At 69.9% G+C, this 13,609-nt stretch carries 9 protein-coding genes; 6 read left to right on the top strand and 3 right to left on the bottom strand.

Going from position 1 to position 13,609, the window contains the following annotated elements; all coding sequences use genetic code 11:
- Window positions 1-58: 58 nt before the first annotated feature.
- Window positions 59-2,401 carry a DEAD/DEAH box helicase gene (locus ACWCO2_RS13680; protein ID WP_450128057.1) on the bottom strand — a complete coding sequence of 781 codons (2,343 nt, stop codon included), beginning with the start codon at window positions 2,399-2,401 and terminating at the stop codon, window positions 59-61.
- Window positions 2,402-2,912: 511 nt separating this feature from the next.
- Between ACWCO2_RS13680 and ACWCO2_RS13675 the strand changes: the two genes are divergently transcribed.
- From ACWCO2_RS13675 to ACWCO2_RS13650, 6 genes are all read left to right on the top strand, one after another.
- Window positions 2,913-5,231 (top strand): sodium-translocating pyrophosphatase, encoded by a 2,319-nt coding sequence (locus ACWCO2_RS13675; protein WP_450128113.1) that lies wholly within the window; start codon window positions 2,913-2,915, stop codon window positions 5,229-5,231.
- A gap of 165 nt (window positions 5,232-5,396) precedes the next feature.
- A complete protein-coding gene (locus tag ACWCO2_RS13670) occupies window positions 5,397-5,987 on the top strand; it encodes a hypothetical protein (RefSeq protein WP_450128056.1) in 591 nt (196 codons plus the stop codon).
- A gap of 424 nt (window positions 5,988-6,411) precedes the next feature.
- A complete protein-coding gene (locus ACWCO2_RS13665) occupies window positions 6,412-7,014 on the top strand; it encodes a hypothetical protein (protein ID WP_450128055.1) in 603 nt (200 codons plus the stop codon).
- Between the two features lie 193 nt (window positions 7,015-7,207).
- Window positions 7,208-10,063, top strand: a complete 2,856-nt coding sequence (gene topA, locus ACWCO2_RS13660) for a type I DNA topoisomerase (protein ID WP_450128054.1) — start codon at window positions 7,208-7,210, stop codon at window positions 10,061-10,063.
- Window positions 10,064-10,437: 374 nt separating this feature from the next.
- The gene (locus tag ACWCO2_RS13655) at window positions 10,438-11,655 is read left to right on the top strand and encodes a DNA polymerase III subunit delta' (RefSeq protein ID WP_450128053.1); all 1,218 of its coding nucleotides are present in this window, start codon (window positions 10,438-10,440) and stop codon (window positions 11,653-11,655) included.
- A 254-nt stretch (window positions 11,656-11,909) separates the two neighbouring features.
- Complete coding sequence (locus ACWCO2_RS13650; RefSeq protein WP_450128052.1) at window positions 11,910-12,101, top strand: winged helix-turn-helix transcriptional regulator; 192 nt, start codon at window positions 11,910-11,912, stop codon at window positions 12,099-12,101.
- Window positions 12,102-12,117: 16 nt separating this feature from the next.
- Here the strand turns inward: ACWCO2_RS13650 and ACWCO2_RS13645 are convergent, their stop codons facing one another.
- Window positions 12,118-12,519: a hypothetical protein gene (locus ACWCO2_RS13645; protein ID WP_450128051.1), complete on the bottom strand. Its 402-nt coding sequence runs from the start codon at window positions 12,517-12,519 to the stop codon at window positions 12,118-12,120.
- 118 nt (window positions 12,520-12,637) lie between these two features.
- On the bottom strand, window positions 12,638-13,498 hold the full coding sequence (locus tag ACWCO2_RS13640) for a hypothetical protein (protein ID WP_450128050.1): 861 nt from the start codon (window positions 13,496-13,498) through the stop codon (window positions 12,638-12,640).
- Between the last annotated feature and the right edge of the window lie 111 nt (window positions 13,499-13,609).

The following is a 13,609-nucleotide window of genomic DNA, read 5'->3' as shown; positions in this document are numbered from 1 at the left end:
GCAACGGTTCCTCTGTGCTCAAGACCCGTTGTGGACGGTCGTGCAGCCCAGCCGATCCTCACCCAGCGCCACCCCCGAGCACGGTCGACACCGCGTCGAGAACAGCCACCGCCCCCGCCTTGTCCAGCGGTTCGTTGCCGTTCCCGCACTTGGGCGACTGAACGCAGGACGGGCACCCCGCCGGGCAATCGCAGGAAGCGATCGCTTCCCGCGTCGCGGCCAACCAAGGGACCAATGCGGCAAAACCGCGATCGGCGAATCCGGCCCCTCCCGGATGCCCGTCGTGCACGAACACCGTTGCCTCCCCGGTGTCGACGTGCATCGCGGTGGATACTCCGCCGATGTCCCAACGATCACAGGTCGCGAACAGCGGTAGCAGGCCGATCGCCGCGTGCTCGGCGGCATGCAGCGCACCGGGGATGCGCGCCGGATCCAGCCCGGCGCCCCCCGGTGCGCTGCTCATCAGCAGTTCGGAGCTGACCGTATACCAGACGGCTCGGGTCAGCAGGGTTTGCGCCGGGAGGTCCAGCGCGACCTGGTCCAGCACCTGCCCGGACGGTCGTTTCCGCAGGTAGCCGACGACCTGCGAGGTCACTTCGACTTCGCCCAGGCAGATCGTCACGCCCTGCCCGGTGTCCTGGCGCTCGATGGTCCGCAGCACCGAGATGTCCACGACGTTGCGCGGCGAGGTCGTCCAGTCCGGACTCTCCGGGTGCACCAGCGCGATACCGGTCTCCAGGTCCAGGTCGTCGACCACGAACGATTCGCCGCGGTGCAGGTACACCGCGCCGGGGTGCACAGTGCCGCAGGCGGAATCCGGGTCCACGGTGCCCAGCATCCGGCCGGAATCGCCCTCCACCACGGCGACCGGATGTCCACCGGCACCGCGCAGTTCCACCGTCCGATGTGGACGTTCGCGGGAGGTCCAGAACCAGCCGTGCGGGCGTTTGCGCAGCACGCCGTCCGCGGTGAGGGCCTGCACCGCGAGCTGCGCGGGTTCGCCGCCGAAGATCCCGAACGACGTCTCGTCGAGAGGCAGTTCCGCAGCGGCGCAGGCCAGGTGCGGTTCGAGCACGTACGGGTTGGCCGGGTCGAGCACCGTGGCCTCGACCGGCCGGTCGAGCATCGCGGGTGGGTGGTGCACCAGGTAGGTGTCCAGCGGATCGTCCCTGGCCACGAAAACCACCAGCGCCCCCTCGCCGTCCCGTCCGGCGCGACCGGCCTGCTGCCAGAACGAGGCGAGCGTGCCCGGATAGCCGGCGACCACCACGGCGTCGAGCCCGGAGATGTCGACGCCAAGCTCCAGCGCGTTGGTGGTCGCCACCGCGAGCAGTTCGCCGGTGAGCAGCGAGCGCTCCAGCTCGCGCCGGTCCTCGGGCAGGTATCCGCCGCGGTAGGAGGCGACCTTGGCCGGCAATACGTCGTCCACTTCGGACAGTGCGCGCTGTGCGGCGAGCGCGGCCAACTCGACACCGCGCCGGGATCGGATGAACGCCAGCGTCCGGGCGTCCTCGATGACCAGTTCCGTCATGATTCGCGCCGCCTCGGTGCCCGCGGCCCGGCGCACCGGGGCGCCGTTCTCGCCGAGGATTTCCTCCAGCAGCGGCGGTTCCCAGAGCGCGATGGTCCGTGCTCCGCGCGGTGAGCCGTCGTCGGTGATGGCGCGGCAGGGCACCCCGGTGAGGCGCTCCGCCAGCGCATCCGGGTCGGACACGGTGGCCGATGCGAGCACGAAGACCGGGTCGGCGCCGTAGTGCTGCGCGATCCGGCGCAGTCGGCGCAGCAGCAGTGCGACGTGCGATCCGAACACGCCGCGGTAGGTGTGGCACTCGTCGACCACGATGTGGCTGAGCCGCCGGAAGAACCGGGCCCAGCGGCTGTGGCCAGGCAAGATGCCGTAGTGCAGCATGTCCGGATTGGTGAAGATCCACCGGCCGTGCGCGCGGATCCAGTCCCGCTCGACCTGTGGGGTGTCGCCGTCGAAGGAGGCCGCGCGGACCTCCTTCAGCCCGAGCTCGTCGACGGTGCGCAGCTGGTCGGCGCCCAGCGCTTTCGTGGGGGCCAGGTAGAGCGCGGTCGCGCGGTCGTCTTCGAGCAGCCGGGACAGCACCGGCATCTGGTAGACCAGCGACTTGCCCGATGCCGTGCCGGTGGCGACCACGACGTGCTCGCCGGCCCGGACGGCTTCGGCGCCTTCGACCTGGTGCACCCACGGCTGTTCAGCGCCGCGTTCGCGGAGGGCGTCGACCAGCTGCGGCGGGACCCACTTCGGCCAGTCGGTGGTGCGGGCCGGGCGGTTCGGCAGCTGCGCGACGTGGCGGATCGGTGATTCGCCGGTCGGCACCCCGGCCAGCACGCGGTCGAGCAACCGCTTCCCTGTGTTCTGGTCCGCTGCGCGCACATCAGCGAGCCTCGCACAGCCCGGTGCGGGTGCCGCGCACGAGTTCCCGGTTCTCGCAGTCGTATCGGTATCGCTCGATCGGTTGGTTTTGGCCGTCCGGTCGGGGGCCCGGCTGGCGGCCGTCGAAGCCGGGCGGATCCTGCGGGGGCGCGCTCAATACCTCATGTCACCCGTTCGGTCCAAATCAAGATCGACCTGAACGGGTGATCAAGGTGGCTGCTGAATCGATCAAGCGATAACAAATTCCCACGTCGGAGAGAGGTGCACATCACACCGTGAGGTAAGCCACTTGTGGCCTGAATAGACTTCCGAGCCACGACGTCGCCACGGACGGCCAGAGGACGATTACCGGCCGTGCGGGCGGGGCCGCCTACCGCGCACTGGAGCCGGTCGAGAACGGCGGGAATTCCGGTGCTGAACCGAGCACAACCCAGGAGGACGGATGTCCCTGCTCACCCCGGTCCAGCACGGCTGGGCCCAGGGCGCTGCACCACCGAGCTCGCCAACCCGGATGGACCTCGCCCAACAAGCCTCCGGAATCGAACTCGGCGGCACCGAGTACGCCGTCGTCGGCGTGGTCATGGTGATCGCCGCGGCCGCGCTGGCCTTCGGATACGTCCTGATCAAGGAGGTGCTGGCCGCCGGACAGGGCACGGCCAAGATGCAGGACATCGCCAGAGGCGTGCAGGAAGGCGCCTCGGCCTACCTCAACCGGCAGTTCCGCACCCTGGCGATCTTCGCGGTGGTCGTGTTCCTGCTGCTGTTCGCGCTGCCCGCGGAAACCATCGGTGAGCAGATCGGCCGTTCGGTCTTCTTCCTGTTCGGCGCCGCGTTCTCGGCCACCATCGGCTACCTCGGCATGTGGCTGTCCACCCGCGCGAACGTGCGCGTTGCGGCGGCCGCCCGCGAAGCCGGTGAGGGACGCGAGAAGGCGATGCGCGTCGCGTTCCGCACCGGCGGCGTGGTCGGCATGACCACGGTCGGCCTCGGTCTGTTCGGCGCCGCGCTCGTGGTGCTGGTCTACGCCGGTGGCGCGCCGCGCGTGCTGGAGGGCTTCGGCTTCGGTGCCGCCCTGCTCGCGATGTTCATGCGAGTCGGCGGCGGCATCTTCACCAAGGCCGCCGACGTGGGCGCCGACCTGGTCGGCAAGGTCGAGCAGAACATCCCCGAGGACGACCCGCGCAACGCCGCCACCATCGCCGACAACGTCGGGGACAACGTCGGCGACTGCGCCGGCATGGCGGCCGACCTGTTCGAGTCCTACGCGGTGACCCTGGTGGCCTCGCTGATCCTCGGCACCGCCGCGTTCGGCCTGCACGGCCTGCTGTTCCCGCTGATCGTGCCGGCCATCGGCGTGCTGACCGCCGTGATCGGCGTGTACATCACCAAGGCCCGCAGCGGGGAGAGCGCGCTGGTCGCGATCAACCGGTCGTTCTACATCTCCGCGGGGATCTCGGCGGTGCTGTGCGCCGTCGCCGCGCTGCTGTACCTGCCGAGCTCCTTCGCCGACCTCAACGGCGTGTCCCCGGCGCTGCAGCAGACCAGCGGCAACCCGGCGGTGATCGCGCTGGTCGCGGTGATCATCGGCATCCTGCTCGCGGTGGTCATCCTCAAGATCACCGGCTACTTCACCGCCACCGAGCACCGCCCGGTGCAGGACGTCGGCAAGTCCTCGCTGACCGGTGCGGCCACCGTGATCCTCTCCGGCCTGTCGGTCGGTTTCGAATCCGCCGTCTACACCGCGCTGATCATCGGCGCGGCGGTGTTCGGCGCGTTCCTGCTGTCCGGTTCGCTGCCGGTGGCGCTGTTCGCCATCGCGCTGGCCGGCTGCGGTCTGCTGACCACCGTCGGCGTGATCGTCGCGATGGACACCTTCGGCCCGGTCAGCGACAACGCGCAGGGCATCGCGGAGATGTCCGGCGACGTCGAGGGCGACGGCGCGAAGATCCTCACCGAGCTCGACGCCGTCGGCAACACCACCAAGGCGATCACCAAGGGCATCGCGATCGCCACCGCGGTGCTCGCCGCGACCGCGCTGTTCGGCTCCTACACCGATGCGATCGGCGCGGCGCTGCACGACGTGGCCGGTCACCTCAGCGTCTCGGAGTTCTTCGTCTACGCGCCGAACGTGCTGGTGGGCCTGATCATCGGTGCCGCGGTGGTGTTCCTGTTCTCCGGTCTGGCGATCAACGCTGTCTCGCGCGCTGCGGGCGCGGTGGTCTACGAGGTGCGCCGCCAGTTCCGGGACAAGCCGGGGATCATGGACGGCTCGGAGCGCCCCGAGTACGGCCGGGTCGTCGACATCTGCACCCGCGACTCGCTGCGCGAGCTGGCCACGCCGGGTCTGCTCGCGGTGCTGGCGCCGATCGCGGTCGGCTTCGGCCTCGGCGTCGGTCCGCTGGCCGGCTACCTGGCCGGTGCCATCGCCACCGGCACGCTGATGGCGATCTTCCTGGCCAACTCCGGTGGTGCCTGGGACAACGCGAAGAAGCTGGTCGAGGACGGCTACCACGGCGGCAAGGGTTCCGAGGCGCACTCGGCCACGGTCATCGGTGACACCGTCGGCGACCCGTTCAAGGACACCGCGGGTCCGGCGATCAACCCGCTGCTGAAGGTGATGAACCTGGTGTCGCTGCTGATCGCGCCGGCCGTGGTGGCCTTCACCGTCGGCGACACCGCGAACCCCGCGGTGCGCATCGGCATCTCGGTGGTGGCGGTCGCGGTGATCGTCGCGGCGGTGGTGATCTCCAAGCGGCGCTCGACGTCGATCGCGGAGTCATCCCCCTCCGGCGACTCCGATGACAAGGCGATCAACGGCGCACCTTCATAACGCGCGGAGCGGCTCGCGGAGGGCGTCTTCCCGGTCGGGGAGGCGCCCTCCGTCGTGCGCTGGGGCTTCTGCCGCACGGCGCCCCCGGGTTCCGGGGCGGGATCGGGGGTGAGGGAGAGTCTTGCGGCACGCCGAAGGCAACTCCGATCTGTGCGAGGAGTGCGCATGAAGTTTCGTTCGACGCCCATCGCGGTGCTGGCCGCCGTCCCGTTCGTGCTGGCAGGTTGCGCCGGGGGACCGGTCAACGCCCCGGGGCAGCCGCCCGAGCCGAGCGCGGAGGCGGTCAACTGGACCGGCAGGGTGTGCGGTCTGGTCAGCGGCTTCAGCGAGTCCCAGCAGCGCATGCCCGAGCTGGACCGGAGCAACACCGCCGCGGTGAAGAAGTCGCTGATCGCCCGCATCGACGCCGCCGAGAAGTCCGCCGACGACACGGCGCGCGGCCTGAAGGACCTCGGCGCACCGCCGGTCAAGGGAGCGGAGCAGATCGGCGTCGGCTTCGAGGACGGCTTCACCGAGGTCCGCGACCTCCTGCGCGGCGCGCGAGGCAAGGCCGAGCAGATCGACACCGGCGACAAGCAGCGCTTCGAGCAGGGCATGACCGACCTCCAGCAGGAGCTGGACAAGGGCAGCCACCTGGACCTGAAGCAGAAGCTGGTCCAGCTGGAGCAGAACGCGGAGCTCAACGCGGCGGCCCACCAAGCCCCCGAGTGCCAGACCTTCTTCACCAAGCCCAAAGACAAACAGCCACCCCGCTGACCCCATCAGCCCGATGAGTCCGCAATTTCCATTGAGGTTTTTCCAGGCTCGTTTTGCGTGGCGGTGCGGGTGGCGGAACCTCAGGCGCCGCCTGGCTGCGGGATCCCGTTTTTATGTATGTCCAATACACGGCAAACGGGACTGGCCTCGCCAAGAGCCCAGGTCGGGCGGGCACAGTCTGAGAACCCGCGGCGGTGCCGGTTGCGGGGGTGGGCTATGCGCCTGCGGCGCATGCGACCCGCGACGCGCGGTGTCGGTCGTGCTTCGCGGTCACCAGCCGGACAGGATGAAAAAGGGCTCAATTGGAAATTGCGGATCTTCGCCTGGGCCCGGAGCTGGTAGGACCACAGTTTCAATTGAAACTGTGGTTTCCGTTCGCGCAATCGGGTGGAAGGCATGGCGCAGGTCGAACTGCTGTTCTAGCATGCGGGCCGTGGGCCAGCTGTCCTTCTACTCGGCCGAGGCGAGGCAACCCGTCGTCGCCGACCTGGCGGGCATGCTGTGCGGACCGGGCCAAGCGGTCGGCTTCGGCCGCGGCACCGCCGCCCGGCTGTCGGTCGTGGTCGACGCCGAGTGGCGCGCCCGATCCCTGGTCGAGGCGTGCGCGCAGCGCGGGGTGGACGCCGAGCTCGGCCGCTCCGAAGAAGGGCACCCGCTGATCCGCACCGCGTTCCGCAGCGATCTCACCGGTCTCGCCGCGCACTGGCTGCGAGGCGCGGTGAAGTCCGTCCCGGCCGGTTTCGTCCCGGACGGCGCCACCCTGCGGATCTGGGCGCTGACCGCGGGCTCCGCCGAGCCCGCCGGCTATCGCCTCGGGCTCGACCCGCACGCCCCGGACACGCACGCGCCGCTGGCCGCGGCGCTAGCCCGCTGCGGCCTCCCGGCCAAGCCGGTCGGTCCGCGCGCGGGTGGCCCGGCGCTCCGCGTCACCGGGCGCAAGCATCTGGCCAGGCTCGTCGAGCTGGTCGGGCCGATGCCCGATGGTGCGATCGAGCGAACGTGGCCGTTGGTGTCCTGGGCGGTTTGACGCATATCACGCCAGGTCACGCAACGGAACACTTTCGTCACCCGATACGTTCGTAGGGCGAGACGCCGACGTGCACAGGCGTGTTATGTGCAACCCTGTGCCTTCCCGGGCAGCGCATCTGACTGCGCACGGGGCACACTGAAGAACTTGTCGGGTAGCAAAGGATGCTTCCGGGAGAAGAGAGCAGGTAAGCGTGGCTGGGTCGACACGGACGAAGAAGGCTGGCGGGACCGGCCGGGCTTCGGGGTCCCCCAACAGCGGGGCTGGCTCCGGCGGTCGGCGTCTGGTGATCGTCGAGTCGCCTGCGAAGGCCAAGAAGATCGCCTCCTACCTCGGCTCGAAGTTCATCGTGGAGTCCTCCCGCGGCCACATCCGGGACCTGCCCAAGAACGCCAAGGACGTGCCGGAGAAGTACAAGGGCCAGGCCTGGGCCCGGCTCGGCGTGGACGTCGAGAACGACTTCGAACCGCTGTACCTGGTCTCCTCCGACAAGAAGTCCACGGTCACCGAGCTGAAGGACGCCCTCAAGCAGGTCGACGAGCTCTACCTCGCCACTGACGGTGACCGCGAGGGCGAGGCGATCGCCTGGCACCTGCTGGAGACGCTGAAGCCGAAGGTGCCGGTGCGCCGGATGGTGTTCCACGAGATCACCGAGTCAGCGATCCAGGCGGCCGCTGCGAACCCGCGCGACCTGGACCACGACCTGGTGGACGCGCAGGAGACCCGCCGCATCCTGGACCGGCTGTACGGCTACGAGGTCAGCCCGGTGCTGTGGAAGAAGGTCATGCCGAAGCTGTCGGCGGGCCGCGTGCAGTCGGTGGCGACCCGGATCGTGGTCGAGCGCGAGCGCGAGCGGATCAAGTTCGTCCCGGCCGACTACTGGGACATCTCCGCGCAGATGGACGCCGGTCCGGACGCCTCGCCGCGCCGCTTCGGCGCCCGCCTGGTCTCGGTGGACGCCGCGAAGCTGGCCACCGGCCGCGACTTCGGCCCGGACGGTCAGCTCAAGAACGCCGACACCCGCGTGCTGGGCGAGGACGAGGCCCGCGCGCTCGCCGCGGCGCTGACCGATGTGCAGCTGCACGTCTCCAGCGCCGAGGAGAAGCCATACACGCGCAAGCCGTACGCGCCGTTCATGACCTCCACGCTGCAGCAGGAGGCGAGCCGCAAGCTGCGCTTCTCGGCGGACCGCACGATGCGCACGGCGCAGCGGCTGTACGAGAACGGTTACATCACTTACATGCGTACCGACTCCACGACGCTGTCGGAGACGGCGATCACGGCGGCGCGCAACCAGGCCCGCGACCTCTACGGCGAGCAGTACTTGCCGACGCAGCCGCGCCAGTACAACCGCAAGGTGAAGAACGCGCAGGAGGCGCACGAGGCGATCCGCCCGGCGGGCGAGAGCTTCCGCACCCCCGGCGCGGTCGCCGCCGAGCTGGGCAACGACGTCGACGGCTTCAAGCTGTACGAACTGATCTGGCAGCGCACCATCGCCTCGCAGATGGCCGACGCCAAGGGCACCACCCTGTCGGTGCGCATCACCGGCACCGCGGCCAGCGGCGAGGAGTGCACGTTCGCCGCGTCCGGCCGCACCATCACCTTCGCGGGCTTCCTGAAGGCCTACGTCGAGGCGGTCGACTCGGAGGCCGGTGGCGTCGCCGACGACGCCGAGTCGCGGCTGCCGCAGCTGGTCAAGGACCAGCCGGTCACCGCGCCAGAGCTGTCGCCGGACGGGCACACCACCAACCCGCCGCCGCGCTTCACCGAGGCCAGCCTGGTCAAGACGATGGAAGAGCTGGGCATCGGCCGTCCGTCGACCTACGCCTCGATCATCAGCACCGTGCAGGAGCGCGGCTACGTGTGGAAGAAGGGCTCTGCCCTGGTCCCGTCGTGGATCGCCTTCGCCGTGGTCGGGCTGCTGGAGAAGCACTTCGAGCGGCTGGTGGACTACGACTTCACCGCGACGCTCGAGGACGAGCTGGACCGCATCGCTGAGGGCCGCGAGCAGCGCACCAGCTGGCTGACCGGCTTCTACTTCGGCGGTTCGGTCGGCCCGGAGGGCTCGATCGGCCGTGTCGGCGGGCTGAAGAAGCTGGTCGGTTCGGGCGTCGAGGAGATCGACCCGCGGGAGGTCAACTCGATCCCGATGTTCACCGACGACCAGGACCGCACCATCTACGTGCGTGTCGGCCGCTACGGCCCGTACCTGGAGCGGACCCTGGAGGACGAGTCGTCGCAGCGGGCGAACCTGCCCGACGACCTGCCGCCGGACGAGCTGACCCTGGAGATCGCGGAGAAGCTGTTCGCCACTCCCATGGAGGGCCACAGCCTCGGCAACGACCCGGAGTCGGGTCACGAGGTGGTGGCCAAGGAAGGCCGCTTCGGCCCGTACGTCACCGAGGTCCTGCCCGAGGGCAGCAAGGGCAAGCCGCGCACCGGCAGCCTGTTCAAGTCGATGTCGCTGGACACCGTGACCCTCGACGACGCGCTGAAGCTGCTGTCGCTGCCGCGCGTGGTCGGCAAGGACCCGGAGAGCGACAACGAGATCACCGCGCAGAACGGCCGCTACGGCCCGTACCTGAAGAAGGGCACGGACTCGCGGTCGCTGGAGACCGAGGAGCAGATCTTCTCGATCACCCTCGAAGAAGCGCTGAAGATCTACGAGCAGCCCAAGCAGCGTGGCCGGCGGGCAGCGGCGGCGCCGCTGCGCGAGCTGGGCGAGGCGTCGGACACCGGCAAGCCGCTGGTGATCAAGGACGGCCGCTTCGGCCCGTACGTCACCGACGGCGAGACCAACGCGTCGCTGCGCAAGGGTGACGACGTCGAGTCGCTGACGATGGACCGCGCGATGGAGCTGCTCGCGGAGCGGCGGGCCAAGGCCCCGGCCAAGAAGAAGGCCCCAGCCAAGAAGTCCACCACCGCGAAGAAGTCGACGACGACCGCGGCGAAGAAGACCACCACTGCGGCGAAGAAGACCACGAGCACGACGAAGAAGGCGACCGGCACCACGGCCAAGAGGGCCAGCTCCTCGTCGAAGTCGTCGTAACCCAGCGGGACGCGCTGTCGGGCCAGGACGGCACGCAGGCGCTCTCACTTCTGTACCACTACCCGGATGCGTTGACCGTGGCGCACACGGCGCCGCCGGCCCACAAGTCGGCGGCGCCGTCCGCACGGGCTCCGGAACTGGTCGAAGACCGGCGCAGCAGCAGCCTTCGAAGATGAAGAAGCCGAAGACGAACAAGGCCGGGACGATCGGCTGTTACCTGTTCCTCGTCTTCACGGTCTGATGATCTTGCTCGCCGTGTTCGGCTGAGGCCCCCGTCCGCGGTCGGGGCAGCACCGTAGAGTCGTGAGTGCGAAAACCGCCTCCAACCGGTTTTCCCACTCACGACCCGCGCACTCGACACGGGAGGCGACGCGATGCGGACCGACGCTCCGGAGCAACTGAACACCGGGGTGTGGGCGGAGGTCGTCGGCCAGCCCGATGCGGTGCGGACGCTGTACGCCGCGGCGAACGCGGCTCGCCTCCAGGCTCGCGGCGAACCGGTCCCGCCAGGCGCCATGACGCACGCCTGGCTGTTCACCGGCCCGCCTGGCTCAGGCCGCTCGATCGCGGCTCGCGCCTTCGCCGCAGCGCTGCAGTGCACTGGAGCCGTGGGCTGCGGAGGCTGCACGGCCTGCCGGACGGTGCTGCAGGGCACCCATGCCGACGTGCGCGTGGTGGCGCCGGAAGGCCTGTCGATCTCTGTCGCGGAGATGCGCTCCCTGGTGCAGGCGGCAGCCCGCCGGCCGACCACCGGCCAATGGCGCATCGTGCTCATCGAGGACGCCGACCGTCTCACCGAAGGCGCGGCGAACGCGCTGCTCAAGGCGGTGGAAGAGCCGCCCCCGCGCACGGTGTTCCTGCTCTGCGCGCCCTCTGACCACCCGGAGGACGTGTCCGTCACGATCCGCTCCCGTTGCCGCGTGGTGCAGCTGCGCACGCCGCTGGCCGACGCCATCGCCGAGGTGCTGCACGAGCGCGACGGCGTCGACGCCGAACGCGCGCAGTGGGCGGCGTCGGTGTGCGGCGGCCACATCGGCCGCGCGCGGAGGTTGGCGACCGACGAGGAAGCGCGCGAGAGGCGCGAGTCGGTGCTGCGCATCCCGACGGGCATGCGCAGGTTCTCGGATGTGTTCACCGCGGCGACCGGCCTGGTGAAGCTGGCCGAGACCGAGGCGACCACGGCGAACGAGGACCGCAACGAGGCGGAGAAGGAAGAGCTGAAGACGGCGATGGGCGCGGGCGGCACCGGCAAGGGCACGGCCGCAGCAACCCGAGGAGCCAACGCGGCGCTGAAGGAACTGGAGAAGCGCCAGAAGTCCCGCGCCACCCGCACCCAGCGAGATGCCCTCGACCTGGCCCTGGTCGACCTGGCGGGCTTCTACCGCGACGTCCTGGTGACCCGAGCGGGCGCGCCGGCCCCCCTGAACCACCCGGACTTCGAGCGCTCGATCGCCAAAGCAGCGCAGGAGTGGACCTCCGAGTCGGCTCTCCGCCGCCTGGACGCGGTCCTCGAATGCCGAGTAGCCCTGACCCAGAACGTAAAGCCGATCATCGCGGTAGAAGCGATGCTCGCCACCCTCCACACCGGCTGACCTCCACAGTGGACTAGGTCGTGACCTGCTGTCAGGGCGGACCTCGCCCCAGCCCCAGCGCGGCGTCGGCTCGTCGAGGTTCGGGCGGGCGCCGGGTCGGGAGAGCACAAGTGCCATTCGGCTTCCCCACTCCACGTAGGCCACGAAGGCCGAGCGGAACTCTGGGTCGTCCGGGAGTCCGACCTCGTCGGCGGTGTCGAGGAGCGCACCACTACGGCGAACTCCGCCGGAGAATCCCGGACATCACGGAGAAGATGATCACCCAGCGGCTCCGGGAATTGGAGCGGGAAGGCCTGGCCGACCGCGTTGTCGAGGACGCGGTGCCACCTCGGGTGAGCTACCACCTGAGCGCCGAAGGCCGGAGCCTGGCACCGGTGCTGCAGGCCCTCTACGACTGGGGCGAGCAGCGAGCCGCCAGCCACGACATCCCGATCGAGCGGGTATGACTCGTGCTGATGGTGGTCACGAACGGGACCGGTGGGGGAGGACGGCGATGATGATGGCGCCAATGAGGAGCAGGGCTGTGCCGGTCCAGAACAGCGGGACGACGTAGCCGCTGCTTGTGAGGGCCAGGGGTTCCACCGCTTGTGGGGTGGTGCCCGCTGGGGCCGCGGCGGCTGGTGGCGGCGCGGTCGTGTAGTCCACGCCGCCGTCGGGGGCTCCGGCGCGGGCGATCTGCTCGCCGAAGGACGCCTGCACCAGCGAAGTCGGCAGGCCGACTGCGTGGCCGCGCAGGAGTTGGAGGTCGAAAAGACGTGCTGCGGCGCGGACTTCGGTGCCTACGACGTTCTTCTTGAGCTCGCCGACGCTCAGCCGGATCACGCCGGCGTCGACCACGTGCTGGTCGAGTCCGGGGAGCGGCACGTCCAGGTTCGGGTGCGCGGCGTCGAGCCTTCCGAGCTCCTCTCCGCCGCGCGAAACCCCAGCACCGGCGCTTGGTAGTCCACAGTGGAGGTTGATAGGTTGCCGGTGGCGGTCGCGGTCAGGCGCGATGTGCCGACCACGTCGACCTGGATCTCCTGCGAGTCCTGGCGAAGAGCCGAACGCTCGCCAGCTGCAGGCTGGAGGTGGACTGGACGGCCTTGCGGTCCTGCCCGGGAACGTCGACGAGCTGGATGTTGGAGTGAGCCTCCGTGGCATCAGGCACCCGCAGCAGTGACCCGGTGCCGTCCGCGGTGGGCTTCCCGCCGTTGAGCAGCCCGCCCAGCGACAACCCCTCCGGCAGCGCGTTCACGGCCGATGCGCTGCCCATCGAGTACCGGGCGTCGGCGATCGGCGACACGTACGGCCCGGCCTTCTCGTCCCAGCGGGCATGCACGCTGCCGTTCAACCCATTGAGCTTGACCAGCTGATCGGCCGGCGAACTCGACGGCTGCATGCTCGTACTGATCGGCTGCTCCCGGTCCGGCAGCGCGGCCTGCGCCAACCCGACCGGCGTCTGCGGGGTCTTCCCGAGCACCGACACCCCGAACGGCGACGCCTCGGCGACCGACCGCTCGTGCGCGAAATACGCTGTGGAGTTGGCCTGTGCGATGGCCCACCCTGTCCCGGCCTCGGCGACGGACTGCTTCGGCAGCTTCTCCTCGAAGTCCGGGTCGCCGAGGATCGAGCCGGTCGGCACGGTGTTCGGCAGGATCCGCACGATCCCGATCAGGGTCCCGGCGTCGGCGACGATCGTCCCGGGAGCCGGAGCCGACACGGAAGCCGGAGGCTGCCCGGGATCCGCTGGCGAGGGGATGGGCGTGGTCGGCGGTGAGCTCTGCGCGAAGGCGGCGGGCAGCGAAAGCCCGGCTACGGCCAACGACACGGCAGCGCACACGCCGAACCGGCGAACAGCACGCATCCGACCCCTCCAGGTCGAGTGACGGGCATCACGCCGATCTCAACGATGCTCACCCGGCGAAGTGACGCCCGCCTTCGGCTGAACCGGGGGTCCTGCACGCCCCGTCGAGAG

The sequence above is a fragment of the Saccharopolyspora sp. NPDC002376 genome (genome assembly GCF_053593195.1).
The sequence above is the reverse complement of the archived record's forward strand: the minus strand, read 5'-3'. Positions and strand labels throughout refer to the sequence as shown.

Coding starts and splice junctions, on each gene's coding strand:
- ACWCO2_RS13640 (WP_450128050.1), bottom strand. CDS start 13,498: ATGCGTGCTGTTCGCCGGTTCGGCGTGTGCGCTGCCGTGTCGTTGGCC.
- ACWCO2_RS13665 (WP_450128055.1), top strand. CDS start 6,412: ATGCGGGCCGTGGGCCAGCTGTCCTTCTACTCGGCCGAGGCGAGGCAA.
- ACWCO2_RS13675 (WP_450128113.1), top strand. CDS start 2,913: ATGGACCTCGCCCAACAAGCCTCCGGAATCGAACTCGGCGGCACCGAG.
- ACWCO2_RS13655 (WP_450128053.1), top strand. CDS start 10,438: ATGCGGACCGACGCTCCGGAGCAACTGAACACCGGGGTGTGGGCGGAG.
- ACWCO2_RS13650 (WP_450128052.1), top strand. CDS start 11,910: ATGATCACCCAGCGGCTCCGGGAATTGGAGCGGGAAGGCCTGGCCGAC.
- ACWCO2_RS13670 (WP_450128056.1), top strand. CDS start 5,397: ATGAAGTTTCGTTCGACGCCCATCGCGGTGCTGGCCGCCGTCCCGTTC.